Genomic DNA, 23,025 nt, shown 5'->3' on the forward strand with positions numbered 1-23,025 from the left:
ATATTGGCTTCTTCCTCAATGAGGATTGGCACCTAGGGTGGCATGCATGGCACTGCTTGGCAATCTGCGGCACCGGCCGGTTCGACGGCTGGTCCAGCTCTACCTCGGGCTCACGCTCTACGGCGTCAGCATGGCCCTGATGATCCGCTCCGACCTGGGCCTCGACCCGTGGGACGTGTTCCACCAGGGGCTCTCCGAGCTGACCCGGCTCTCCTTCGGGACGGTCACCATCGGCGTCGGCGCGCTTGTCCTGCTGCTCTGGATCCCGCTGCGGCAGCGGCCCGGCCTCGGCACGGTCAGCAACGTCGTGGTGATCGGCCTGGTGGTGGACGCCACGGTGGCCCTGCTGCCGGAGGGTGGCCCGCGCAGTGTCCGGATCGCGATGCTGGTCAGCGGGATCGTCGCCAACGGCGCCGCCACCGCTCTGTACCTCGGCGCCCAGTTGGGCCCCGGCCCGCGCGACGGCCTGATGACCGGGTACGTGGCCCGCCGGCCCGGCCGGTCGGTCCGGCTGGTGCGCACCGTCATCGAGGTCACCGTGCTGGCGCTGGGCTGGCTGCTCGGCGGCACGGTCGGGGTGGGCACCGTCGCGTACGCGTTGGCCATCGGTCCGTTGGCCCAGTTCTTCATCCCGCTGTTCGCCGTGCCGGAAGCTCCGGCACCCGAGAGCGCCGTGCCGGAGGGCGGCACACCCGACAGCCCCGCACCGCCACCGGGCAGTCCCGCGCCGGTCACCCCCGCCGGCTGAAACCTCACCGACCGTCCGCGAACCGGTACGTGGTGGTGGTGCTGCACACCGGTTGGCGGGTGGGTGTTCCCTTCCGCGACGCGCGCCGTCATCATCTCTGCATGGGGGAGAACGGTTGGCGCTGGACGGACGCCTGGATCTTCGTGTCGCTCGTCATCGCGAGCGGCGCCGGACGGCACCGTCGGTCGGCGACAAGCCGACGACCGGAGGGCGTTCGCCTGGCCGACGTGCTCTCCACCGCCGACCACCTCAACCACGCGATCCCGCAGCGGCACGAGGTGGAGGCCGCGGTCCAGCGGCTGGTCGGCGCCGGGCTGGTCAGCGTCGCCGACGGCTGGTTCCGGATCACCGCCGAGGGTGAGACGCTCTGGCGTACCCGCCCGCGCGCGGGTGTGGCGACCATGGTGGACACCGTGCAGGGTGTGTTGACCCGCCGGCACGCGCCCGGCAGCGCCGACTGGATCCTGGACGAGGCCGACCACGCGGCGGCTGTCCAGGAGTACGCGGTCCGTTCGATCCCCACCCCGCGTCGGTCACCGGAGGGGCACTCCGGCGAGCGCTGAGCGGCTCAGCGCACCGGGTGGCCGTCGAGGCGCAGCGCGTCCTTGACCTCGGCGACGGTCAGCTCGCCGAAGTGGAAGACGCTGGCGGCGAGCACCGCGTCCGCGCCGGCGCCGATAGCGGGCGGAAAGTGGGCCACCTCACCGGCACCCCCACTGGCCACCACCGGCACGTCCACCACCGCCCGCACCGCGGCGATCAGCTCCAGGTCGAAGCCCGCCTTGGTGCCGTCGGCATCCATCGAGTTGAGCAGGATCTCCCCCGCGCCCAACTCGGCGCTCCGGTGTGCCCACCACACGGCGTCGATGCCGGTGCCGCGTCGACCCCCGTGCGTGGTGACCTCGAAGCCGCTGGGCGTGGCACCGGTCGACGACCGACGCACGTCGAGGGAGAGCACGAGCACCTGCCGGCCGAACCGGTCGGCGATCTCGGCGATCAGCTCCGGTCGGGCGATGGCGGCGGTGTTGACGCCGACCTTGTCCGCCCCGGCGCGCAGCAACGTGTCCACGTCGGCGACCTGCCGGACCCCACCGCCGACGGTCAGCGGGATGAACACCGACTCGGCGGTGCGGCGCACCACGTCGAGCATGGTGCCGCGGTCGCTGGAGGACGCGGTGACGTCGAGGAACGTCAACTCGTCAGCGCCGGCCCGGTCGTACGCGGCGGCCAGCTCCACCGGGTCGCCGGCGTCCCGCAGGTCGAGGAAGTTGACCCCCTTGACCACCCGCCCGGCGTCCACGTCCAGACAGGGGATCACCCGTACCGCCACCGTCATACCGCGAGCCTATCCTCCGCCCGCGGCACGGCGGTCGACCCGATCGGGTCGACCGCCGTGAACGAGGCCTCGGTCACACCTTGACGAGCATCTTGCCGAGGTTGTCGCCGCGCAGCAGGCCGAGGAACGCCGCCGGGGCGTTCTCGATGCCGTCCACGATCGTCTCGTCGTAGGACAGCGTGCCGTCGCGCAGCCAGCCCGCGACGTCGCGCACGAACGCCGGCCGGACGTCGTGGTGGTCGTTGACCAGGAAGCCGCGCAGGGTGAGCCGCTTGCCGATGACCAGCGCCAGGTTGCGCGGCGCGGGCGACGGCTCGGTGGCGTTGTACTGGGAGATCATGCCGCAGATCGCGGCTCGGCCGTGCAGGTTCATGGCCGAGATCGCGGCTTCCAGGTGGTCGCCGCCGACGTTGTCGAAGTAGACGTCGACGCCGTCCGGGGCGGCCGCCCGCAACGACTCACGGACCGGCCCGTCGTGGTAGTCGAAGGCGGCGTCGAAGCCCAGCGCCCGCAGCCGCTCGACCTTGGCCGGCGAGCCGGCGCTGCCGATCACCCGGCCGGCGCCCTTGAGCTTGGCGATCTGGCCGACCAGGCTGCCGACCGCACCGGCCGCGGCGGAGACGAAGACCGTCTCGCCGGGCTTCATCGCGGCCACCTCCAGCAGCCCGGCGTACGCGGTCAGCCCGGTCATGCCGAGCACGCTCAGGTACGCGCTGACCGGGGCGACGCCCGGGTCGACCTGACGGGCGGCGGTCGCGTCGAGCAGCGCGTACTCCCGCCAGCCGAGCCCGTGCTGGACGGTGGTCCCGACGGCGATGTCCGCCGCCTCGCTGGCCACCACCTCGCCGATCGCGGCCCCGTCGAGCGGCGCGTCGAGCGCGTACGGCGGCACGTACGACTTGACGTCGTTCATCCGTCCGCGCATGTACGGGTCGACCGACATGAACTGGTTGCGGACCACGATCTGGCCCGGTCCGGGCGTCGGGACGTCGGTCTCGACGAGCCGGAAGGTGTCTTCGGTGGGCCAGCCCTGGGGGCGGCTGGCCAGGTGGATCTCGCGGTTGCCGGTCACTGGATGGTTGTCCTCTCGTCCGCGGGTGGGGGCCGGGTGCCGCGGTGTCACGCGGGCAGGGTCTCGCGGACGGTCAGCGTGACGTCGACGTTGCCACGGGTGGCATTGGAGTACGGGCAGACCTGGTGCGCCTGCTCGACGAGCTGCTCGGCCACCTCGCGGGACGCGGCGGGAAGGTCGACGACGAGCTGCACGGTGAGCCCGAAGCCGCCGCTGCCGTTCGGGCCGATGCCCACCTCGGCGGCGACCACGGAACCGGTCACGTCGGCCTTGGCCCGGCGGGCCACCACCCGCAGCGCGCTGTGGAAGCAGGCCGCGTAGCCGGCGGCGAAGAGCTGCTCGGGATTGGCCGCACCGCCGGCGCCGCCCATCTCCTTCGGCACGGCCAGGTCGAGCGCGACAGTGCCGTCGGAGGTCTCGACGTGGCCGTCCCGGCCGTCGCCGGTGGCGGTAGCGGACGCGGTGTAGAGAACCTGCATGGTGCTCACTGCTCCTTCTGTCGGTGGATGGTGTCGGTGACCCGGGTGAGGGTGTCGCGCAGCGCCACCAACTCGCCGAGGCCCAGCCCGGTGGCCTGAGCGATCCGCAGCGGGACGTCGCAGAGCTGCTCGCGCAGCGCCCGGCCCTGCTCGGTGAGGCCCACCTCGACCCGCCGCTCGTCGCGGGCCGACCGCCGCCGCACCACCAGGCCCGCCCCCTCCAGCCGCTTGAGCAGCGGGGAGAGCGTGCCGGAGTCCAGCCGCAGCTCGGCGCCCAGCTCGGACACCGTGGGGGCGTCGTCGGGACGCTCCCAGAGCACCAGCAGCACCAGGTACTGCGGGTAGGTCAACCCGACCTCGTCGAGGATCGGCCGGTAGACGTCGGTCAGTGCGCGCGACGCGGCGTAGAGCGCGAAGCACACCTGCCGGCGCAGCACCAGGTCATCGGTCACCGTTGAAAAGTAGCCCACAATTAAGTTGTGCACAACTTATCTGTCCGTGAGCCGGCCGGCAGGCCGACCGGACGCGTACCTCAGCGATCGCCGAGGTACGCCTCCAACTCCACCTCGACCAGATGCTCCGGGTCCAGCAGACCGGCCACCACCACCAGGGTCGCCGCCGGCCGGACCGCACCGAAGACCGCGTTGTGGGCCCGACCCACCTCGTCGGCGTGCGACCGGTCCGTCACGTACATCCTCGTGCGCACCACATCGCCCGGCTCCGCACCCACCTCGGCGAGCGCGGCCAGCCCGATCCGCAGCGCCTGCGCGGTCTGCGCGGCCGGATCACCCACGTGCACCACCCGGCCGTCCACCGTCGCCGTGCACCCGGCCGTCCAGGCCCGCTCACCGGCACGGACCACCCGGGAGTAGCCGTAACGCTGCTCCCACGGGCCACCCGACCCGAGCCGGGTCGTCGTCACGCCTGCGCCAACGTCCGCAGCGCCTCGGCCACCGTGAAGGCACCCGCGTAGAGCGCCTTGCCGGCGATGACACCCTCCACCCCGACCGACTCCAGGGTCGCCAACGCCCGCAGGTCGTCCAGAGTGGACACCCCACCGGAGGCGATCACCGGCCGGTCGGTACGGGCACACACCTCGCGCAGCAGATCCAGGTTCGGCCCGCGCATGGTGCCGTCCTTGGTGATGTCGGTGACCACGTACCGGCTCGCGCCCGCCTTGTCCAACCGCTCCAGCACCTCGTACAGGTCACCGCCGTCGCGGGTCCAACCCCGCGCCGACAGGGTGTGGCCCCGCACGTCCAGCCCGATGGCCACCCGGTCGCCGTACTCCGCCACCACCCGGTCACACCAGACCGGATCCTCCAACGCGGCGGTCCCGATGTTCACCCGGGCCGCCCCGGTGCCCAGCGCCGCGCGCAGCGACTCGTCGTCCCGGATGCCACCGGAGAGCTCCACCTTCACGTCCAACTGGCGCACCACCTCCGCCAGCAGGTGCGCGTTGGTGCCCCGACCGAACGCCGCGTCCAGGTCGACCAGGTGGATCCACTCCGCGCCGTCCCGCTGCCAGGCCAGCGCGGACTCCAACGGGTCACCGTAGACGCTCTCGCTTCCGAGGGCGCCCTGCACGAGCCGGACGGCCCGGCCGTCAGCGACATCGACGGCGGGTAACAGGGTGAGGCTCACGGTCTTCTCCTCGATCAGGTACGACGGTCCAGGGCGATCACGACGATCGCCGGCAGTACGAGCAGCAAGAGCACGATCAGCGCGATACGCAACGCCAGGTTGTCAACGAACGTCCAGATCAGGATCAACGCCGCGCCGGTGAGCAGCACGATCGCGGCCCGCTCACCCCGACTGTGCCGGGCCAGCCGCCCGGAACGACCCCGCCGCAGCCGCGGCGTCAACCGACGGACCACCGCCCGACGGCGCTGCCGGCGAGCGACCTGGCGCTGCCGGACCGCCCGCTCCCGGGCCTGCTCCGCCTCCCGCTGCGCCCGCCGGCGGGCCCGCTCCCGGCTCACCGCGACACCCGCCGACCGGGCACCGCGCGACGACGCTCACCCACCGTTGGGCAACGTGGCAAGCCAGTTGCGCAGCAACGCGGCACCGGTCTCGGCGGACTTCTCCGGGTGGAACTGGGCCGCCGACAACGAGCCACGCTCCACCGCCGCGACGAAATCCGTGTCGTGGTGGGCGGTGGTCACCGTGGCCCCCGCGGCGGCCAGCGCCGCCGGGTCGCCCATCGCGTACGAGTGGACGAAGTAGAAACGGCTCTGCTCCGGCAACCCGGCGAACAGCACCGACTCCCGGGGGGCCCGGACCGTGTTCCAGCCCATGTGCGGCAACCGGGCGGCAGCCAGCCGGGTCACCCCGCCGGGCAGCAACCCCAGCCCCTTGGTCACCACGCCGTGCTCGTCACCGTGCTCGAAGAGCACCTGCATGCCCACGCAGATGCCCAGCACCGGCCGGCCGGCGGCCACCCGCTCGGCGATCACCGGACCGGCGCCCAACGCCTCGATCCCCGCCATGCACGCCGCGTACGCGCCCACACCCGGCACCACCAGACCATCGGCGGCAGCCGCGGCGGCCAGGTCGTCGGTCACCCGGACATCCGCTCCGGCGGCGGCCAGCGCCCGCTCCGCCGAGCGCAGGTTGCCCGAGCCGTAGTCGAGCACCGCCACGTCACTCATGCCGTCACCCCGATCACCCGTTCTCCGGCAGCAGCCGCAGAACCCCGGCGACAGTGGCGAGCACCGCGAGCGCCGCGGTGACGAACACGGCGACCTTCGGCGCGCCCTGCCGGTAGAGCGACCAGGTGCCACCCACCAAGACCCCGGCCAGGATCAACAACAACGTCGGCAACGCCGCACCCATCAGAGGGCACCCTTCGTGCTCGGGATCGCACCTGCCGAACGCGGGTCGATCGAGGTCGCCTCGCGCAGGGCGCGGGAGACCGCCTTGAACTGTGCCTCCACCACGTGGTGCGCGTCCGGGTGACCGCCCGGCCGGGCCGCCCGCAGCACGTCCACGTGCAACGTGACCCGGGCCGCCTGGCCGAAGGACTCCCAGATGTGCCGGGTCATGCTGGTCGCGTACACCGGACCGATGTACGGGGCGAGCACCGGCTCGTCGTGCACCACGTACGGCCGACCGGAAAGGTCCACAGCGGCCCGGACCAGCACCTCGTCCATCGGCACCGTCGCCGAACCGTAGCGCCGGATGCCGGCCTTGTCGCCCAGCGCCTGGTCGAACGCGGCACCCAGGGCGAGCGCGGTGTCCTCGATCGTGTGGTGCGCGTCGATCTCCAGGTCGCCCACGGTCCGCACGGTCAGGTCGAAACCACCGTGCCGGGCGATCTGGTGCAGCATGTGGTCGTAGAAACCGACGCCGGTGCTGATCTCGGCGGCACCGGTGCCGTCGAGGTCGATCTCGACGAGGACCTTGGTCTCCTTGGTGATCCGCTCCACCCGGGCGGTCCGGCTCATTGAACAGTCTCCATCGCAGAAAGGAAGGCGTCGGTCTCGGCGGCGGTGCCGGCGGTCACCCGCAGCCAGCCGGGAAGGCCGACGTCACGGACCAGCACCCCCTGCGCCAGCAGGGCGTTCCAGACTACGGTCTGGTCGCCGCCCACCTCGAAGAGCACGAAGTTGGCGTCACTGTCGGCGACCCGCAACCCCCGCCCGCGCAGCGTCGCCACGATCCGGTCCCGCTGCGCCATGATCGCGCTCACCGTACCGAGAAGGGCGTCGCGGTGGGCCACCGCCGCGCGGGCGGCGGCCTGGGTGAGCGCGGAGAGATGGTACGGCAAACGGACGAGCTGCACCGCCTGCACCACCGCCGGGTCGGCGGCCAGGTAACCCAGCCGGCCGCCGGCGAAGCCGAACGCCTTGCTCATCGTCCGGGTGACCACCAGCCGCGGGTGCCCGGGCAGCACCGCGAGGGCGCTGACCGTCCCGGGCCGGGCGAACTCGGCGTACGCCTCGTCGACGACCACCATGCCGGGCGCGACGTCGAGCACCGCGGCGATCACCGCCGGGTCCAGTGCCGTGCCGGTGGGGTTGTTCGGCGAGCAGAGGAAGACCACGTCCGGCTGGTGCTCGCGGACCTGGGCGACCGCCTCCTCGGCGGTCAACCCGAAGTCGACGCCGCGCTCGACGGGCACCCAGCGGGTGCTGGTGCCGAGGGCCAGCAGCGGGTGCATCGAGTACGCCGGAACGAAACCGAGCGCGCTGCGCCCCGGACCGCCGAACGCCTGCAACAACTGCTGCTGGATCTCGTTGGAGCCGTTGGCCGCCCACACCTGCTCGACGGTGAGCCCGTGCCCGAGATATTCGGCCAGGTCGGCGCGGAGCGCCACCGCGTCCCGGTCCGGGTAGCGGTTCAGCTCGCGCAGCTCGGCCGCGACGGCCTTGCTGATCGCCTCGACCACCGGCTCCGGCACCGGGTGGGAGTTCTCGTTGGTGTTGAGCCGCACCGGCACGTCCAGTTGCGGCGCCCCGTACGGCGACAGTCCCCGCAGGTCGGCGCGGATCGGCAGGTCGTCCAGGCCGCTCACGCCGGCCCTCCCGGGAAGCGGGCCTGGACCGCCTGGCCGTGCGCGGGCAGGTCCTCCACGTTGGCCAGGGTGACCACGTGCGGAGCCACGTCGCGCAGCGCGGCCTCGGTGTATTCGATCAGGTGCACGCCGCGCAGGAAGGACTGCACGGACAGACCGGAGGAGTGCCGGGCACAACCGCCGGTGGGCAGCACGTGGTTGGAGCCGGCGCAGTAGTCGCCGAGTGACACCGGCGACCAGGCGCCCACGAAGATCGCCCCGGCGTTGCGGACCCGCAGCGCCCACTCCCGGGCGTCGACCGTCTGGATCTCCAGGTGCTCGGCCGCGTACGCGTCGACCACCCGCAGCCCGGCCTCCAGGTCGTCCACCAGGACCACGCCGCTCTGCTCACCGGTCAGCGCCGTGGTGACCCGCTCGGTGTGCTTGGTCGCCGGCACCTGCCGGGCCAGCTCCGCCTCGACCGCCTCGACCAACGCCACCGACGGGGTGACCAGCACGCTCGCGGCGAGCGGGTCGTGCTCGGCCTGACTGATCAGGTCGGCGGCCACGTGCGCCGGGTCGGCCGTGTCGTCGGCCAGGATGGCGATCTCGGTCGGACCGGCCTCGGCGTCGATGCCGACCACGCCGCGCAGCAGCCGCTTGGCGGCCGTCACCCAGATGTTGCCGGGCCCGGTGATCAGGTCGACGGGGTCGCAGCGCAGCTCACCCGCCGGGTCCACCGCCGCGCCGTACGCCAGCATCGCCACCGCCTGGGCCCCGCCCACGGCGTACACCTCGTCGACGCCGAGCAGCGCGCACGCGGCGAGCACCCGGGGGTCGGGCAGGCCGCCGTTGTCCTTCTGCGGCGGGCTGACCACCACCAGCGAGCGCACCCCGGCCGCCTGGGCGGGCACCACGTTCATCACCACCGTCGACGGGTACATCGCCAGGCCGCCGGGCACATAGAGGCCGACCCGGTCGACCGGCAGCCACCGCTCGGTGACCGTACCGCCGGGCACCACCTGGGTGGTGTGGTCGGTGCGCCGCTGGTCGGCGTGCACCCGACGGGCCCGGGCGATGGACTCCAGCAGCGCGGCCCGCACCGCCGGGTCGAGCACCCCCTCCGCCTCGGTGATCGCCTCGACCGGCACCCGCAGCACCTCCGGGGAGATGCCGTCGAACCGAACACTGGCCTCCCGGATCGCTGGGTACCCATGCTCACGGACGGCCTCCACCAGGGGCCGGATGCGCTCGACGGCGACGGACACGTCGAGCTGGGCGCGGGGCAGCAGACGGCGCGGGTCTCCGAGACCGTCGCGCAGGTCGATCCGATTCAGCACCCTTGCGAGTCTAGGCGGCCGACCGGAGGTCCACCCGAGCCGCCCGTCCGCCGGGACGGTGAGCCGGGCCACGCCCCGGTGGGCGAGATTGGTTAGGCTCGACCCTGTGACCGCACGGCTGCCGGTGTTCCCGCTCGCAACGGTGCTCTTTCCCGGGTTGGTGCTGCCGCTGCACATCTTCGAGGAGCGCTACCGGGCGCTGGTCCGACACCTGGTCGGCCTGCCCGAGGGCGCCCCCCGTGAGTTCGGCGTGGTGGCCATCCAGGCCGGCTGGGAGGTCGCGCCGGCCGGTCCCGGCGCCCGGGCGACGCCGGGCGTCGGCGAGGTCACCCTGTACGAGGTGGGCTGCACCGCCGAGCTGCGGCAGGTGACCGAGCTGGCCGACGGTGGTTACGACATCGTCACTGTCGGCCGCCGCCGGTTCCGGATCGCCGAGGTCGACGACAGCACCGAGCCCTACCTCACCGCAGACGTGGAGTGGCTGCCCGACCCGGGTGGCCCGGACGAGTTGGCCGACCTGCTGGCCGCCCGGGTGATCGCGGTGTTCCGGCAGTACCTCGGCCTGATCCGCTCCGACCCGGAGGAGATCTCCGAGCAGTTGCCGGAGGACCCGACGGTGCTCTCGCACCTGGTGGCGGCGACGGCGGCGCTCACCGTCGACGACCGGCAACGGCTGCTGGCGATCGACGACACCGCCTCCCGGCTCCGTGCCGAGCTGCGGCTGCTCAACCGCGAGGCGGCTCTGCTGCGTCAGGTGCGGGCGGTTCCGGTGCCGCTGGCGGAGCTGGCGTCCCCGCCGACACCCAACTGAACTCTCCCGGCTCGGGCTCCGGGCGCAGCCCCGGCCACCGTGACCAGCCGGCCAGCAGGGTGTACATGACCGCGGCCCCGAACGCCGGCAGCAGCAGGTTGCCGTGCGGCACCGGCAGCACCCCGAGCAGCCAGTCCACCCCGCCGGCGCGCAGGTCGGCGGGCTTGTTGAAGGCCTGCCCGGCCGGGGCGGTCACCAGCAACCGGTCGAAGGTGGCCAGGCCGATCCGCCGTCCCACCTGCCAGGCCACCGGCGCGGCAACCAGAGTGCCGAGCACCGCGGCGACCAACCCGACCGGGCCCCGCCGCCGACGCAGCACGACCCACACGGCGAGCGCCACGAGCAGCCCGAAGGCGAGCCCGAGCAGGCTGAACCAGCCGTCGGCGGCGATCGGCTGCTCCGGTTGCGGCTCGGCGTAGATCGCCCCCTCGGCGGTCTTCAGCACCGGGGTGTCCGGCGCGAGCGCGGCCCAGAGCAACCCGAGCGGGACACCCAGCGCGGCCAGCGCGAGCACGGCGCCCACCACCGTCGCCACGGCCCGCAGCGGACGACGCGGCTCGTCGAACCGAAGTTCCAAGGAGCTCTGGTACGCCGCCGAGGTGGGCGGCTGACCTGGGTCGAACCCATCCGGCGACGCCCCGGGCGACGGGTCGGCCTGCGGCGGATCCGCCTCCGGCGTGCGGGGTGGCGCGGGTCGGTCGGGCTCGTCGACGGGCCGCTCACTGTCGGGGTTGTCCGGGCTCACCCGATGATCCTCTCAGGCCCGGTGCGGGACCGGGGCTCCGGTGGCGGCAGACCAGCTCACCGGGCGAACGGCTCCACCATCATCGCCGCGGCCCGCAGCCACGCCTGCCGGGTCTCCGGCTGGAGTTGGTGGTACTCGATCGACGACCCGGTCTCCAGAGCCGGGTCGTACGGCACGACGGCGACGCCACGGGTGCGGGTGGCGAAGTGCCGCTCCAGGTCGTCCTGGAGCGTCGAGCGACCCGGGGTGGGGCAGGAGATGAGGGTGATCGCGTTGTCCGCCAACTCACCCATGCCTTCCTCGTGCAGCAGGTCGAGCATCCAGTCCGCGCTGAACGCCGCGTCCTCCCGGGGCACCGTGGTCACCACCAGCTGGTCGGCGGCCTGCATCACCGTGCGCCAGTTGGGGCTCTCCACGTTGTTGCCGGTGTCCACGCAGACCACGTCGTGGGTACGCCGCAGCAACTCCAGCACCCGCCGGACGGTGAACTGGTCCAGTCGTTGGGCGAAGCGCGGGCTCTCCTCGCCGGCCAGCACGTCGTACGAGCCGTCGGAGGCGTGCCGCAGGTAGTCGTCCAGCCGGTCCAGCAGGGTCGCGCCCTCCAGGATCTCGATCTGGGCCAGGTCGCTGATCAGGTGCCGGATCGTCCGGGCGTGCCGGGCGCTGCCGGCGCGCAGGCCGAGGGTGCCGCGCAGTTCGTTGTCGTCCCAGGCCAGCACGCCCTGGCCGCGGACGCTGCCGACCGTCGCCGCGGCGAGCACTGTGGCGGTCGTCTTGTGCACGCCGCCCTTGGGGTTGGCGAAGGCGAACACCCGGGGCGTGCCCAGGTCCCGCTTGAGCACCCCGTTGGCGCGTTCCTGCTCCTGGTCGACGGCCTGCGGCCGCCACTCGATCCGGGCCGGGTAGGCACGTTCGGCGACCGCCGAACCGATCGCCGGGGCGGGTGGCGGAGTGACCGGCGGGACGACCGGCGGTGGCGGGGCGACGACCGGCGGCGCAGCGACGACCGGCGGCGGGGCGACCGGCGGTGGCGCGGCCGCCGGGTAGCCGGTTTCCGGCTGGTAGCCGGTCTCCAGCAGGGCGTACCGCGACTCGACCGACGGTTGACCCGATCGGTAGCCGTTGTCCAGCAGGGCGTAGCGCGACGGGACCGGCTCGGGTCCACGGGCCGGCGGCTCGGGCTCGGCCCGGTACGTCGGCTCGGCCCGGTAGCCCGGCTCAGCCCGGTACTCCGGCGTGACGCGGTAGTCCGGCTCGGCGCGGTAGCCGGGATCGGCGCGGTAGCCCGGCTCGGCCCGGTAGCCGGGCTCGGCGCGGTAGTCGGGCTCGGCGCGGTAGTCGGGCTGCTCGGTCCGGTACGCCGGCTCCGCGCGGTAGTCCGGCTCGGCCCGGTAACTCGGCTCGGCCCGGTAACTCGGCTCGGCCCGGTACGCGGGCTCCGCCCGATAGTCCGGCTCGGCCCGGTAGTCCGGCTCCGCGCGGTACGCGGGCTCGGCCCGGTAGGCCGGGTCGACCCGGTAGCTCGCCTCGGCCCGGTAACCGGGCTCCGCGCCGTACGACAGGTCGGCGGGATGCCCGATGGCCGGTGCCCGCCCGGCGTAGCCGTTCGGGGCCGCCCGCCGGGGCAGCGGGTCTGGCGGCGGCTCCTCGCCGCGCCGCTCGGGCTCGGTCTGCTCGGCGCCGCGACCGCCCAGCCGGGCTCGGTCCAACAACGCGCGCCACCGCGGCGCTGGTTCGGCCGGCCGGCCCCAGCCGGTCTCACTGCCCTCCACGGCCCGCCCTCCCAGCGCCATCGATCTCTGTCTGACAGGCTACGAACCCAACCCTATTCGGACCACACCTCAGAGCGCACACCAGCCGGCGCAGATCACGACGACGGCGACGGCGACGGCGGCTCGGCGACGGTGGCGTCCGGCGAGGTGGTGACGCTCGGCGGCGTCGACTCGGTGGGCTCCGGCTCCGACGGTTCGGGTGACGGGGTCGTCACGGCTGGTGCGGGTTCCGACGATTCGCCCACGGTCGGCGAGGGCGCCGGTGCGCTGATCAGTGGCGCGGGCGGCTCGGACCGGGTCGGTGTGGGGCTCGGCCCGGTGTCGGCCGGTGGGCGTACCACGTCGCGCTGCTCGGGCAGGGGCGGCGTGAAGACCGTGCGGTCCAACCGGTACACCTCGGGGGCGGGGTCGACGGCCCGTACGTCCGGCCGGGTCGCGACGCCGCGCAGCGCCACCGGCGTCGCGCGGACCACCGCCGCGTAGACGCAGGCGCAGCCGGCCCGGTAACCGGCCGCCTCGGCGGCGGCCACCTCCGCGCCGCTGGTGTACTGCTCCCGCAGCTCCCGCTCGCCCTCCCCGTCGCCGTCGACCGCGGCGGCCCTGGCCCGGTAGTCGGCGGCCTCGGTCTCCTTGCGGGCCGCCACCTGTCGCATTCCGGCGACCACGTCGTCGGGCACCCGCATCGCGGGGATCTTGACGATCTCGGTCTGCCGGCCAGGCAGCGGAACCCGCCCGAAGACGGTCGACACCCCGACGTCGCCGAGCACCGTCGCCAGCCGCTGCGGAGGCAGGTACGCGTCGAGCGTGACCAGCGCGTACGTCGTGCCCTCGGCGGCCGGGGTGGACGCCGGCAGCGCCGCCAGGTCGGCCGCGGCCGACCGCAGGTAGGCGGGGACCGAGTCGCCGTCGACGACGCCGACCCGGGTCACCTCACCGACCGTCCGGTCGCCGACCGGGGCGTCATCGACGGCCCAGACGGCGGTGCCCAGCACCGCCGCCGCGGAGAGCACGGCGGCCCAGCTGAGCACGCCGAACCGCGCCGACCGGTCGCCCAGCCGGGCCACGGCCCGGGTCAGCGGCGGCAGCAGCCGCTGGTCCAACTGCCGCAGCAGGTTGCCGGCGCGCACGGGCGGGATCCCCTCTGTGGATCGGTGTCGGGCGGTCGCCGCTCAGTCACGCAGGATCTGGAGCGCACGGTCCAGGTCGTCAGGGTAGTCGCTGACGAACCGGACCTCGTCCCCCGTTCGGGGGTGCAGGAAGCTCAGTTCGCGGGCGTGCAGCCACTGTCGGGACAGGCCGAGACGGGCCGAGAGGGTGGGATCGGCACCGTAGGTGAGGTCACCCACACAGGGGTGCCGCAGGGTGGAGAAGTGGACCCGGATCTGGTGCGTCCGGCCGGTCTCCAGCCGGACGTCGACCAGGCTCGCCGCCGGGAACGCCTCCAGGGTGTCGTAGTGGGTGATGCTCGGCTTGCCGCCGGAGACCACCGCCCACCGGTAGTCGTGGGTGGGGTGCCTGTCGATCGGCGCGTCGACGGTGCCCCGCAGCGGGTCCAGGTGACCCTGCACCACCGCGTGGTAGCCCTTGTCGACCTCGCGGTACTTGAAGGCCCGCTTCAAGGCCGTGTACGCCTGCTCGCTCTTGGCCACCACCATGATCCCGGTGGTGCCCACGTCGAGCCGGTGCACCACGCCCTGCCGCTCGGCGGCGCCGCTGGTGGAGATGCGGTGCCCGATCGCGGCGAGCGCGCCGATCACCGTCGGCCCGGTCCAGCCGGGGCTGGGGTGCGCGGCCACCCCCACCGGCTTGTCGACCACCACGATGTCGTCGTCGGCGTAGACCACGCGCAGGCCGGGCACCGCCTGCGGCACCACTGTCGGCGGTGCGACCGGGGCGGGCAGCGTGACGTCCAGCCAGGAGCCGGCCTTGACCTTGTGCGAGTTGGGCCGGGCGGCGCCGTCGACCAGCGCGTCTCCGGCGTCGACCAGGGCTGCGGCGGCGGTGCGGGAGAGCCCGAACAGGCGGGACACGGCCTGGTCCAGGCGCATGCCGTCGAGGCCGTCCGGAACCGGAAGGGAACGGTGGTCGCCGCCAGCGGCGAACGCGGAGGTCATGCCCGCTCCCGCTGCTCGGCGCCCGACGCGGCGTCCGTGGTGGCCGGGTCGTCGTCGCGCCCCGCCCGCCGGCCGTCACGCTGCCGGCCGGTCAGCTCCAACAGGACGGCCAGCAGCACACCGCAGACCAGCGAGCTGTCGGCCAGGTTGAACACCGGCCAGACCTGACCGTACGGGTCGAAGAGGCTGATCATGTCGACCACGTGCCCGTGGAAGGGGGACGGCGCCCGGAAGATCCGGTCGACGAGGTTGCCCAACGCGCCACCCAGCACCAGGCCGAGGGAGATCGCCCAGGGCAGCGAGCGCAGGCGCAGTGCCATCCAGACGATCCAGCCGACCACACCGATGGTGATCAGCGGGAAGACCCAGGTGTGGTCGGCGCCGATGCTCCAGGCCGCGCCGCTGTTGCGGGTCAGGCTCAGGTAGACGAACCCGCCGAGCAGCCGGACCGGTTCCCGGTCGGTCAGCGCGGCCAGCGCGAGGTGCTTGGTGACCAGGTCGGCCAGCAGGGCCACCAGGGCGACTCCGGCCAGAATCACGACGGCCCGGGGCCGGCGTGTGCCGCCGCCCGGGTCGGTGCGGCCGGGTTCGGCGGACGGTGCTGCGGTCATGCGCTCCCCATCGACAGTCTTGGCGGTGATCGCTCACCGTCTCATCGCCGCCGGGGAGCGGACCTCAGCGCCGCTCCTCCAGCTGCTTGCACGTCACACACAGGGTGGCCGACGGGAAGGCGGCGAGGCGCTCGACCGGGATCGGGTTGCCGCACCGCTCGCACCAGCCGTAACCACCCTCGTCGAGACGCTCCAGAGCGCGCTCCACCTGCGTGATCCGTTCCAGAATGCTGTTGGCGAGAGAGATCTCCTGCTCCCGCTCGAGCGTCTTGGTGCCCGTGTCGGCCTGGTCGTCCCCGGCCGAGTCGGTCAGCCGATCGCGCTGCAGCTCGGTGATCTCACTCAGCGTCTGATCGTACTCGGCACGAAGCTCGTCCCGCCGCGCCGCCAGCGCCGCCCGGATCTTCTCGGTCTCGGCCGTGCTGCGGGTGGCCTTGGCCACCGGCTTGCGCCCGGCGGTCCTGGTGTCGGCTGGCTTCGCCATGGGGTCGCTCCCTCGGCCGGGGAACCGCGCGGTCCGCGGCGCCTGGGTCAGGGGGCGCCGCCCAGGGCGTCCCCAATGTACGAAAAGGGGCGCGCGGCGACGATGGCCGCGCACTCCGGAGGTTGGCAAGAATACGGAACGTACAGGCGTCCGACAACGTGCCGCACCGTCGCACCGTCTAACAGCCCCGAGCCCTGCCAAACTGGGGCAAAGGGAACGCTAGCAGATCAATTGACCACCTCATCCCCGTACTCACCAAACCATCGGGCCAGGTGACCCCGCCGACTGACCGCCCGCAACCGCCGTTCCGCGGCGTCCCGCACCCCGGCGGTCGCCACGATCAGCAGACTGTCGCCGGTCTTCAACCGGGTGTCCGGTGCGGGCACGAAACCCACCCCGTCGCGCAGCACCAGGGTCACCGACGCGCCCAACGGGAGCCGCAACTCGTCGACGTGCACACCCGCCAGTCGCGAGCCCGGTGGCACCTCCACCTGGAGCAGATCCGCCCGCATCCGCTCCAGCGGCGCGGTCTCCACATGAATCTCGGCGGCCTCGGCCGGCGCGGTCACCCGCAACCAGCGGGCGAACGACCCCAACGTCCCGGTCTGCACCAGCGTGAAGATCACCACCAGCACGAAGACCACGTCGAAGAGCCGCTCCGCGCCGGGCACCCGCTCGGAGAGCGGAATGGTGGCCAGCACGATCGGCACCGCCCCGCGCAGCCCGGCCCAGGACAGGAACGCCTGTTCTCGAAGGCCGACCCGGAACGGCAACGCCGAGACGGCCACCGACAGCGGCCGGGCCAGCAGCACCAGCGCCAGCCCGGCGACCACCGCGGGCAGCACCGCCGCGTCCAGCCGGCCCGGCGAGGCCAGCAACCCGAGCAGCACGAACAACCCGATCTGGGCGAGCCAGGCCAGCCCGTCCGCGAAACCGAGAATCGCCTGCCGGTGCGACAGGCGGGCGTTGCCCAGCAACACCCCGGCCACGTAGACGGCGAGGAAGCCCGAGGCGTGCAGAACCGCCCCCGCGGCGTACGCCAGCACCGTGATGCCCACCGCGGCGATCGGGTAGAGCCCGGCCGAGGGCAGGGCCGCCCGGCGCAGCGCCCAGGTGCCGGCGACACCCGCGCCCACCCCCACCGCCGCGCCGACGCCCAGCTCGTAGCAGACCAGCGCGACCTCGTACCACCACGGGTGCGAGAAACCCCGGTGGGACAGCAGCACCACCAGCAGCACCACCGGGGCGTCGTTCATCCCGGACTCGGCCTCCAGCGTCGCCACCAGCCGGGGCGGCAACCGCAGCCGGCGCAGGGTGGCGAAGACGGCAGCCGCGTCGGTGGACGAGAGCACCGCGCCGTAGAGCAGCGCCAACCGCCAGTCCAGCCCCAGCAGCAGGTGCACGGCGACGCCGACCACCACGATGCTGACGATCACGCCCACAGTGGAGAGCACGGAGGCCAGCCCGAGCACCGGACGCAGCGTGGTCCACCGGGCGGTGAGGCCGCCCTCCGCGATGATCACGATCAGCGCGCAGAAGCCGAGGGTCCGGGTCAGCTCGACGTCGTCGAAACGGATGCCCAGCCCGCCCTCGCCGATCGCCACACCCAGCGCCAGATAGACCAGGAGGCTGGGCACGCCGAGGCGGGTGGAGAGTCGCACCGCGCCGACCGCTACCAGCAGCACCGCCGCACCGAGCAGCAGCGCGATGTCCAACCCGGGGGTCACGGCTGCCTTGCCCGGGCTGTCCTCACTCGGCGGATCCGTCGCGCAGGCGGCGCAGCACCTCGGGCAGCTCCGGGCCGGGCCGATCGACGATGAAGAGTTTGTCCCGGCTGGCCGCGCCGGAGCGCAGTGACACCGCGGCCCGCCGGACGCCCAGCGCGCCGGCCAACGCCCGCCGGGCCGCCTCGGTGGCCCTACCCTCCACGGCCGGATCGTGGACCGCGATCACGAGGGCGGGGCCGTGCGGGCCGTCGAAGCGGCCACCCACCCGGTCCCGGGAGGCGCCGGGCTTCACCCGCACCGCCACGGTGAGCGTGTCCTGCGCGGGCACCGGGCGCCGCTTCAGATCGGCCGGACGTCGGCGAGGAGAGCGGTCGCCGGCGCGCAGTGCGCGCACGGCGTGAAGCCGAGCTCCACGGCCTCGGCGACCGGCAACGTCTCGGGCTGCCAGCCAACCAGGTGGGGGCAGGTGGCGAGGTGGTAGCGGGGGCGGCCGTCGACGACCTCGACGGCGTCGTGCAGTCGGGCCACCCGGGCCGCCTCGGCGGTAGTGATCTGCTGGGCGGCCGGCTCGTCGACCGCCGTGACCGCGCCGTCGAACCCGTCGTCGGTCGAGGCCACCGTCGGCGACGCCGGACTGACGGGCCGGGCCCGCGAGGACACCTCGTCGGCCACGACCGGCGACGCCTCGTCGACGCGCGGCGGGTCGTACGGCGACGCCTCGTCGATCGGTGGGACGTGGTCGACCGGCGGCCCGGGTGGTTGCCGCCACCCGGTGCCGCCGGTACCAAACGTCGTGGGCACGTGCTGGACCGGCACCTCCGGCTCGACCAGCGGCGGCCCGTACGCGACATCCGGCGTGGCCTGGCTGGCCGTGCGGGGTGCGTCGGGGTGCCGCCGGTCGGTCCGGCCGGGATCCACCATGGCGCGGTTGGCGGCTGCCTGGCGAGCGCCCACCACCAACGCCACGGCGGCCAGCAGACTGGCCGCGATGGAGATGACCAACAAGAAGCTGGAGCCACCGGCCAGGCCGAGCACCAGTAGCACCACCGCGACGAGGATGAGCAGCAGACTTGCGACTATCACGGCTCACCCCCGCCGCGTCGAACCGTCCAGGCCGGGCCGGCGACCGTCACCATTGGCGGACAGCGATCGCCGGCCGGTGCTCAGCGTCCGGCTTCGAGGGCGCCGGAGCGCCCGCCGCCGCCGTACGAACCAGCGAGGCCCGCTGCGGCCAGCCCGTTGCCGCCGGCGACTCGGCCGGCTTCGGAGCGGGTCATCTCGGCCTCGAGGCCCTGGCCACGACCGTCGAGGTCACGCAGCTGGCTCTCCAGGTACGCCTTGAGCCGGGTGCGGTACTCGCGCTCGAACTGCTTGAGCTCCTCGATGTGCTTCTGCAGGGCCGTGCGCTTGGCGTCCAGGCCGCCCATGGCCTCCTGGTGCCGCTGGCGGGCGTCCCGCTCAAGGGCGTCAGCCTTCGCGCGCGCCTCCCGGGTCACCTCCTCGGCCTTGCTGCGAGCCTCGGACAGCAGCTGGTCGGCCTCGCGGCGCGCGTCGGACACGTGGTCGTCAGCGGTGCGCTGGGCCATCATCAGCACGCGCAGGGCCTGCTGCTCACCGTCACCGGTGACGCCGCCGGCCGGGCCGCCGGTCGCGCGGACCTGCTCCAGCTCGGCCTGCATCGCGCGGGCAGCCTGCTCGGCCGCCGACTTGTCGCGCTGCACCCGGTCCAGCTGGGCCTTGACGTCGTTGAGCTCCGCCGCCAGTCGGGCGTCGCCGCCGGGGCCGGCGGGGGCACCGCCACGGCCGCCGCGCTCCACCTGGGCGCGCAGCTCGTTGTTCTCCTCGATGAGACGGGCGAGCTCGCGCTCGACCTCATCCAGGAAGGCGTCGACCTCCTCCTCGTCATACCCCCGTTTGCCGATCGGCGGCTTTTTGAAGGCGACGTTGTGGACGTCGGCCGGGGTCAGCGGCATCGAAACTCCTCGGGTCAGTTGCGGCCGCGAAAGCGCGTCGGTCATCAGGCAGATGCCCTGATCGACGGCCCTAACACGAACTCCATCAGCACGAACAGGATAACCAGGAGCACAAGGGAGGCCAGGTCGATGCTCACGGTACCAATTCGCAGCGGAGGGATCACACGCCTCAACGCGTTGAGAGGGGGATCAGTGACGCTCCACACGGATTCCAATCCTGCCGATGCTCCACGCCCCGGTTGCCAGCGACGGCCGTACTGCAGGACGGCGCTCAACACGAACCGGGACAGAAGAAGGAGCAGGAAGACATAAAGGATCAGGTACAGCACTTGCAGTAAGATCGACAACACGGTCAGCGACGTCCCTCGGGTCGGGCGGGGTCAACTCAGACTGAAAAAGCCGCCCTCAGCGATCTTGGCTTTGTCCTCAGCGGTGACCTGGACGTTAGCCGGTGAGAGCAGGAACACCCGATTGGTCACGCGCTCGATCGTACCGCGCAGGCCGAACGCCAGCCCGGCGGCGAAGTCCACCAGACGGCGGGCATCGGCCTCATCCATCTCGGTGAGATTGATGATCACCGGGACGCCGTCGCGGAAGTGCTCGCCGATGGTGCGCGCCTCGCGGTACGTGGTGGGGTGCAGCGTCGTGATCTGGTACCGCTGCTCTTCCTCGGGCAGGGCCCGCTCGCGCGCCGTGACCTGCGGCGCGAGAGCCAGGTTGTCCCGGGTGTGATAGGTCAGCGCGCCGGAGGTCTCACCCGCCGACGACCGGGTAATCGACCGTACGCTGGACCGCTCGATCCGCTCCGGACGCTCACCGTCACCGCGCTCGGACTCGCTCAACCGCCCGCTCGACCGCTCGGAGAGTCGGCCCCGCCCGCTGTCGCGCGGCCGCGGAGCCGGCGGCTCCTCGGCGTCGTCCTCGTCGTCGTCGGCGAACTCCTCGGCGTACCGGCTCTGCCGGTAACGCGAGTCGCGGTAGCCACCCTTGTCGTAGCCACCGTCGTCGTAGGCCCGCTCGTCGTCTTCTTCGACCAGACCGAGCCAGACCCCCGCCTTGCGCAGTGCACCCATCCCGCGCCCTTCCGTCCGCCGTGCGGCACGCGCCCCCGTGCCATGTCGCCCGTCGCGAGTGGACAACCATGCCCATCGGACCGGAACGGCAATCCCCCGGCGCGCGATTCGCGTCGCGCGCCACGACCCCCGACTAGGAGACGCCCGCCCCTGAAACAACACTGATGTAATTTGCTTGTCTCGCGGTCAGGCTACCGCAGCGTGGGACGCATTCCGAGCAACGCGCTACCGACGCGGACATGTGTCGCGCCGTAACGGATCGCGATGTCGAAATCTCCGCTCATTCCGGCGGACAACGCGGTCGCTCCCGGATGGACGACCCGAAAGGCGTCGGCGACCTCGGCGAGCCGGGCGAATGCCCGCTCCGGCTCCCACCCCAGCGGGGCGACCGCCATGAGACCGACCAGACGCAGCCCGGGCGCCTCGGCCACCGCCTCGGCCACCGGCTCCAACCCGGCGCCCGGATCCGCCGAGCCGGGCAGTGCCCCGCCCCGGGCCGCGTCGCCGTCGATGCTCACCTGAACCAGGGCGTCGAGCGGCGCCTGCCGTTCGACGGTCGCGGTGGCCAACGCCCGGGCCAGCCGGACACTGTCGACGGAGTGCACCACGTCGGCGTAACGGACCACCGAGCGGGCCTTGTTGCGCTGCAACTGGCCGATGAAGTGCCAGCGGGGACGCACCCCGGCGGCAGCCACCTCGGCGGCCTTACCGGCCGCCTCCTGGTCGCGGTTCTCCCCCATGTCGGTCACCCCGAGCCCGGCCAGCGCCACCACGTCGCTGGCCGGGTAGGTCTTCGTCACCGCGATCATCGTGACCTCGGCGCGGTCCCGGCCGGCCTGCGCGCAGGCGTCATCGATCCGGGACCGAACCTGTGCGAGACCGGCCGCGAGTTCGGCGCGCCGATCCGGTCGTACCGTGGCTGAGCTGTCGGTCATCGGCGGTGCTCAGGACCCGTTCTTGAGGAAGTCGGGAACGTCCACGTCGTCGAAGAGCACGCGACGCGGCGACTGGGCCGGAGCCGGGTTGGTGGCCGGCGCTGGCACCGGGGTGCTCTGCGGTGCCGGCTGGTTGGTGTTGCTCTTGCGGGTCGGCTCGGCCGCCTTGTACGCGGGCGTGCCGCCGTCGAAGCCCGCCGCGATGACCGTCACCCGCACCTCGTCACCGAGCGCGTCGTCGATGACCGCGCCGAAGATGATGTTGGCGTCCGGGTGGGCCGCGTCGGTGACCAACTGGGCGGCATCGTTGATCTCGAACAGGCCCAGGTCGGACCCGCCGGCGATGGAGAGCAGCACGCCCCGCGCGCCGTCCATGCTCTGCTCCAGCAGCGGGCTGGAGATGGCCGCCTCGGCCGCCTCGACCGCGCGGTTCTCGCCACGGGCGCTGCCGATGCCCATCAACGCGCTGCCGGCGCCGCTCATCACGCTCTTGACGTCGGCGAAGTCCAGGTTGATCAGACCCGGGGTGGTGATCAGGTCGGTGATGCCCTGCACACCCGAGAGCAGCACCTGGTCGGCCGTGCGGAACGCGTCCATCATGCTGATGTTGCGGTCACCCAGGGCCAGCAGCCGGTCGTTCGGGATGACGATCAGCGTGTCGCACTGGTTGCGGAGTTCGTCTATTCCCGACTCGGCCTGCACCTGGCGGCGCTTGCCCTCGAAGGAGAACGGCCGGGTCACCACGCCGATGGTCAGCGCGCCGAGCTTGCGGGCGATGTTGGCCACCACCGGCGCGCCGCCGGTGCCGGTGCCGCCGCCCTCGCCGCAGGTCACGAAGACCATGTCGGCGCCCTTGAGCACTTCCTCGATCTCGTCGCGGTGGTCCTCGGCGGCGTTCTTGCCGACGTCCGGGTTGGCCCCGGCCCCCAGGCCACGGGTCAGCTCGCGCCCGACGTCGAGCTTGACGTCGGCGTCGCTCATCAGCAGCGCCTGCGCGTCGGTGTTGATCGCGATGAACTCGACGCCCTTGAGCCCAACCTCGATCATCCGGTTGACGGCGTTGACGCCGCCACCCCCGATGCCGACGACCTTGATGACCGCCAGGTAGTTGTGCGGAGGTGTCATCTCCGGTCCTTTCCTTCGAGATTGGCTTCGGCCGACCGGGTACGGCGTGGCCAGCCCAGCGGCCGACAACAGCTGTCACCAGCGAGGATCAGGGGTGAACCCTAACCCTCTACTAGAGGCTTACAGTTATGTCAACCACTGATCCTCTTCGGGGCAACGTAAGCGCCACCGCCCGATGAGCCAAG

At 72.8% G+C, this 23,025-nt stretch carries 29 protein-coding genes; 3 read left to right on the forward strand and 26 right to left on the reverse strand.

Going from position 1 to position 23,025, the window contains the following annotated elements:
• Nucleotides 1–46: 46 nt before the first annotated feature.
• Together yczE and IF22_RS0120685 are read left to right on the forward strand one after the other, a co-directional pair.
• On the forward strand, nucleotides 47–748 hold the full coding sequence (gene yczE, locus IF22_RS0120680; RefSeq protein ID WP_030334456.1) for a membrane protein YczE: 702 nt from the start codon (nucleotides 47–49) through the stop codon (nucleotides 746–748).
• A 101-nt stretch (nucleotides 749–849) separates the two neighbouring features.
• Nucleotides 850–1,311 carry a hypothetical protein gene (locus IF22_RS0120685; RefSeq protein ID WP_030334457.1) on the forward strand — a complete coding sequence of 154 codons (462 nt, stop codon included), beginning with the start codon at nucleotides 850–852 and terminating at the stop codon, nucleotides 1,309–1,311.
• 5 nt (nucleotides 1,312–1,316) lie between these two features.
• Here the strand turns inward: IF22_RS0120685 and hisF are convergent, their stop codons facing one another.
• The 12 genes from hisF to hisD all read right to left on the reverse strand — a co-directional run bounded on the left by hisF (nucleotide 1,317) and on the right by hisD (nucleotide 9,470).
• Nucleotides 1,317–2,084 (reverse strand): imidazole glycerol phosphate synthase subunit HisF, encoded by a 768-nt coding sequence (hisF, locus tag IF22_RS0120690; RefSeq protein ID WP_030334459.1) that lies wholly within the window; start codon nucleotides 2,082–2,084, stop codon nucleotides 1,317–1,319.
• A 73-nt stretch (nucleotides 2,085–2,157) separates the two neighbouring features.
• A complete protein-coding gene (locus tag IF22_RS0120700) occupies nucleotides 2,158–3,156 on the reverse strand; it encodes an NADP-dependent oxidoreductase (protein WP_030334461.1) in 999 nt (332 codons plus the stop codon).
• Between the two features lie 47 nt (nucleotides 3,157–3,203).
• Nucleotides 3,204–3,635, reverse strand: coding sequence for an organic hydroperoxide resistance protein (locus IF22_RS0120705; protein ID WP_030334464.1), 432 nt, complete (start codon nucleotides 3,633–3,635; stop codon nucleotides 3,204–3,206).
• 5 nt (nucleotides 3,636–3,640) lie between these two features.
• Nucleotides 3,641–4,087 (reverse strand): MarR family winged helix-turn-helix transcriptional regulator, encoded by a 447-nt coding sequence (locus IF22_RS0120710; protein WP_030334465.1) that lies wholly within the window; start codon nucleotides 4,085–4,087, stop codon nucleotides 3,641–3,643.
• Between the two features lie 80 nt (nucleotides 4,088–4,167).
• Nucleotides 4,168–4,557: a RidA family protein gene (locus tag IF22_RS0120715; RefSeq protein WP_030334468.1), complete on the reverse strand. Its 390-nt coding sequence runs from the start codon at nucleotides 4,555–4,557 to the stop codon at nucleotides 4,168–4,170.
• A complete protein-coding gene (gene priA / locus IF22_RS0120720) occupies nucleotides 4,554–5,279 on the reverse strand; it encodes a bifunctional 1-(5-phosphoribosyl)-5-((5-phosphoribosylamino)methylideneamino)imidazole-4-carboxamide isomerase/phosphoribosylanthranilate isomerase PriA (RefSeq protein WP_030334470.1) in 726 nt (241 codons plus the stop codon). The genes IF22_RS0120715 and priA overlap by 4 nt, the downstream gene beginning before the upstream one ends.
• Before the next feature lie 14 nt (nucleotides 5,280–5,293).
• Nucleotides 5,294–5,617: a hypothetical protein gene (locus IF22_RS0120725; RefSeq protein ID WP_030334472.1), complete on the reverse strand. Its 324-nt coding sequence runs from the start codon at nucleotides 5,615–5,617 to the stop codon at nucleotides 5,294–5,296.
• Nucleotides 5,618–5,653: 36 nt separating this feature from the next.
• Entirely contained in the window at nucleotides 5,654–6,286 is a 633-nt protein-coding gene (gene hisH / locus IF22_RS0120730) for an imidazole glycerol phosphate synthase subunit HisH (protein WP_030334473.1), read from the reverse strand.
• A gap of 13 nt (nucleotides 6,287–6,299) precedes the next feature.
• Nucleotides 6,300–6,470 carry a hypothetical protein gene (locus IF22_RS35455; RefSeq protein WP_167337319.1) on the reverse strand — a complete coding sequence of 57 codons (171 nt, stop codon included), beginning with the start codon at nucleotides 6,468–6,470 and terminating at the stop codon, nucleotides 6,300–6,302.
• Nucleotides 6,470–7,081, reverse strand: coding sequence for an imidazoleglycerol-phosphate dehydratase HisB (gene hisB, locus IF22_RS0120740; protein ID WP_030334475.1), 612 nt, complete (start codon nucleotides 7,079–7,081; stop codon nucleotides 6,470–6,472). Before hisB ends, IF22_RS35455 begins: the two co-directional genes overlap by 1 nt.
• Nucleotides 7,078–8,151 (reverse strand): histidinol-phosphate transaminase, encoded by a 1,074-nt coding sequence (locus IF22_RS0120745; protein WP_030334477.1) that lies wholly within the window; start codon nucleotides 8,149–8,151, stop codon nucleotides 7,078–7,080. Before IF22_RS0120745 ends, hisB begins: the two co-directional genes overlap by 4 nt.
• On the reverse strand, nucleotides 8,148–9,470 hold the full coding sequence (hisD, locus tag IF22_RS0120750; protein WP_030334478.1) for a histidinol dehydrogenase: 1,323 nt from the start codon (nucleotides 9,468–9,470) through the stop codon (nucleotides 8,148–8,150). The genes IF22_RS0120745 and hisD overlap by 4 nt, the downstream gene beginning before the upstream one ends.
• Before the next feature lie 106 nt (nucleotides 9,471–9,576).
• On the opposite strand from hisD, the gene IF22_RS0120755 reads away from it, so the two are divergent.
• A complete protein-coding gene (locus IF22_RS0120755) occupies nucleotides 9,577–10,281 on the forward strand; it encodes an LON peptidase substrate-binding domain-containing protein (RefSeq protein ID WP_030334480.1) in 705 nt (234 codons plus the stop codon).
• Here the strand turns inward: IF22_RS0120755 and IF22_RS0120760 are convergent.
• The 14 genes from IF22_RS0120760 to ftsZ all read right to left on the reverse strand — a co-directional run bounded on the left by IF22_RS0120760 (nucleotide 10,196) and on the right by ftsZ (nucleotide 22,840).
• A complete protein-coding gene (locus IF22_RS0120760) occupies nucleotides 10,196–11,026 on the reverse strand; it encodes a DUF2567 domain-containing protein (protein WP_030334482.1) in 831 nt (276 codons plus the stop codon). The two genes, IF22_RS0120755 and IF22_RS0120760, sit on opposite strands and share 86 nt — an antisense overlap.
• A gap of 56 nt (nucleotides 11,027–11,082) precedes the next feature.
• Complete coding sequence (locus tag IF22_RS0120765; RefSeq protein WP_245233687.1) at nucleotides 11,083–12,819, reverse strand: MinD/ParA family ATP-binding protein; 1,737 nt, start codon at nucleotides 12,817–12,819, stop codon at nucleotides 11,083–11,085.
• 74 nt (nucleotides 12,820–12,893) lie between these two features.
• On the reverse strand, nucleotides 12,894–13,925 hold the full coding sequence (locus tag IF22_RS0120770; protein ID WP_030334486.1) for a hypothetical protein: 1,032 nt from the start codon (nucleotides 13,923–13,925) through the stop codon (nucleotides 12,894–12,896).
• A gap of 42 nt (nucleotides 13,926–13,967) precedes the next feature.
• Entirely contained in the window at nucleotides 13,968–14,912 is a 945-nt protein-coding gene (locus IF22_RS0120775) for an RluA family pseudouridine synthase (protein WP_030334488.1), read from the reverse strand.
• Nucleotides 14,909–15,523, reverse strand: coding sequence for a signal peptidase II (gene lspA / locus IF22_RS0120780; protein WP_030334490.1), 615 nt, complete (start codon nucleotides 15,521–15,523; stop codon nucleotides 14,909–14,911). The genes IF22_RS0120775 and lspA overlap by 4 nt, the downstream gene beginning before the upstream one ends.
• Before the next feature lie 64 nt (nucleotides 15,524–15,587).
• On the reverse strand, nucleotides 15,588–16,007 hold the full coding sequence (locus IF22_RS0120785; protein WP_030334492.1) for a TraR/DksA family transcriptional regulator: 420 nt from the start codon (nucleotides 16,005–16,007) through the stop codon (nucleotides 15,588–15,590).
• A 227-nt stretch (nucleotides 16,008–16,234) separates the two neighbouring features.
• Complete coding sequence (locus IF22_RS0120790) at nucleotides 16,235–17,734, reverse strand: potassium/proton antiporter (protein WP_030334494.1); 1,500 nt, start codon at nucleotides 17,732–17,734, stop codon at nucleotides 16,235–16,237.
• A gap of 22 nt (nucleotides 17,735–17,756) precedes the next feature.
• Complete coding sequence (locus IF22_RS0120795) at nucleotides 17,757–18,062, reverse strand: DUF167 domain-containing protein (RefSeq protein ID WP_051708665.1); 306 nt, start codon at nucleotides 18,060–18,062, stop codon at nucleotides 17,757–17,759.
• Nucleotides 18,063–18,073: 11 nt separating this feature from the next.
• Entirely contained in the window at nucleotides 18,074–18,817 is a 744-nt protein-coding gene (locus IF22_RS0120800; protein ID WP_030334498.1) for a hypothetical protein, read from the reverse strand.
• 80 nt (nucleotides 18,818–18,897) lie between these two features.
• Nucleotides 18,898–19,707, reverse strand: coding sequence for a DivIVA domain-containing protein (locus IF22_RS0120805; protein WP_036411965.1), 810 nt, complete (start codon nucleotides 19,705–19,707; stop codon nucleotides 18,898–18,900).
• Nucleotides 19,708–19,751: 44 nt separating this feature from the next.
• Nucleotides 19,752–20,057, reverse strand: a complete 306-nt coding sequence (locus tag IF22_RS0120810; RefSeq protein WP_030334503.1) for a YggT family protein — start codon at nucleotides 20,055–20,057, stop codon at nucleotides 19,752–19,754.
• A 30-nt stretch (nucleotides 20,058–20,087) separates the two neighbouring features.
• The gene (locus tag IF22_RS0120815; RefSeq protein ID WP_030334505.1) at nucleotides 20,088–20,780 is read right to left on the reverse strand and encodes a cell division protein SepF; all 693 of its coding nucleotides are present in this window, start codon (nucleotides 20,778–20,780) and stop codon (nucleotides 20,088–20,090) included.
• 191 nt (nucleotides 20,781–20,971) lie between these two features.
• Complete coding sequence (locus IF22_RS0120820) at nucleotides 20,972–21,715, reverse strand: YggS family pyridoxal phosphate-dependent enzyme (RefSeq protein ID WP_030334507.1); 744 nt, start codon at nucleotides 21,713–21,715, stop codon at nucleotides 20,972–20,974.
• A gap of 9 nt (nucleotides 21,716–21,724) precedes the next feature.
• On the reverse strand, nucleotides 21,725–22,840 hold the full coding sequence (gene ftsZ / locus IF22_RS0120825; protein WP_030334509.1) for a cell division protein FtsZ: 1,116 nt from the start codon (nucleotides 22,838–22,840) through the stop codon (nucleotides 21,725–21,727).
• Nucleotides 22,841–23,025: the final 185 nt, after the last annotated feature.

The organism is Micromonospora parva, assembly GCF_000718515.1.
Taxonomy (GTDB): Bacteria; Actinomycetota; Actinomycetes; order Mycobacteriales; family Micromonosporaceae; genus Micromonospora; species Micromonospora parva.

Excerpts from the sequence above, each read along its gene's own strand:
- yczE (WP_030334456.1), top strand. The coding sequence starts at position 47 with ATGGCACTGCTTGGCAATCTGCGGCACCGGCCGGTTCGACGGCTGGTC.
- IF22_RS0120685 (WP_030334457.1), top strand. The coding sequence starts at position 850 with ATGGGGGAGAACGGTTGGCGCTGGACGGACGCCTGGATCTTCGTGTCG.
- hisF (WP_030334459.1), bottom strand. The coding sequence starts at position 2,084 with ATGACGGTGGCGGTACGGGTGATCCCCTGTCTGGACGTGGACGCCGGG.
- IF22_RS0120705 (WP_030334464.1), bottom strand. The coding sequence starts at position 3,635 with ATGCAGGTTCTCTACACCGCGTCCGCTACCGCCACCGGCGACGGCCGG.
- hisH (WP_030334473.1), bottom strand. The coding sequence starts at position 6,286 with ATGAGTGACGTGGCGGTGCTCGACTACGGCTCGGGCAACCTGCGCTCG.
- IF22_RS35455 (WP_167337319.1), bottom strand. The coding sequence starts at position 6,470 with ATGGGTGCGGCGTTGCCGACGTTGTTGTTGATCCTGGCCGGGGTCTTG.
- hisB (WP_030334475.1), bottom strand. The coding sequence starts at position 7,081 with ATGAGCCGGACCGCCCGGGTGGAGCGGATCACCAAGGAGACCAAGGTC.
- IF22_RS0120765 (WP_245233687.1), bottom strand. The coding sequence starts at position 12,819 with ATGGCGCTGGGAGGGCGGGCCGTGGAGGGCAGTGAGACCGGCTGGGGC.
- IF22_RS0120775 (WP_030334488.1), bottom strand. The coding sequence starts at position 14,912 with ATGACCTCCGCGTTCGCCGCTGGCGGCGACCACCGTTCCCTTCCGGTT.
- lspA (WP_030334490.1), bottom strand. The coding sequence starts at position 15,523 with ATGACCGCAGCACCGTCCGCCGAACCCGGCCGCACCGACCCGGGCGGC.
- IF22_RS0120785 (WP_030334492.1), bottom strand. The coding sequence starts at position 16,007 with ATGGCGAAGCCAGCCGACACCAGGACCGCCGGGCGCAAGCCGGTGGCC.
- IF22_RS0120805 (WP_036411965.1), bottom strand. The coding sequence starts at position 19,707 with ATGCCGCTGACCCCGGCCGACGTCCACAACGTCGCCTTCAAAAAGCCG.
- IF22_RS0120815 (WP_030334505.1), bottom strand. The coding sequence starts at position 20,780 with ATGGGTGCACTGCGCAAGGCGGGGGTCTGGCTCGGTCTGGTCGAAGAA.
- IF22_RS0120820 (WP_030334507.1), bottom strand. The coding sequence starts at position 21,715 with ATGACCGACAGCTCAGCCACGGTACGACCGGATCGGCGCGCCGAACTC.
- ftsZ (WP_030334509.1), bottom strand. The coding sequence starts at position 22,840 with ATGACACCTCCGCACAACTACCTGGCGGTCATCAAGGTCGTCGGCATC.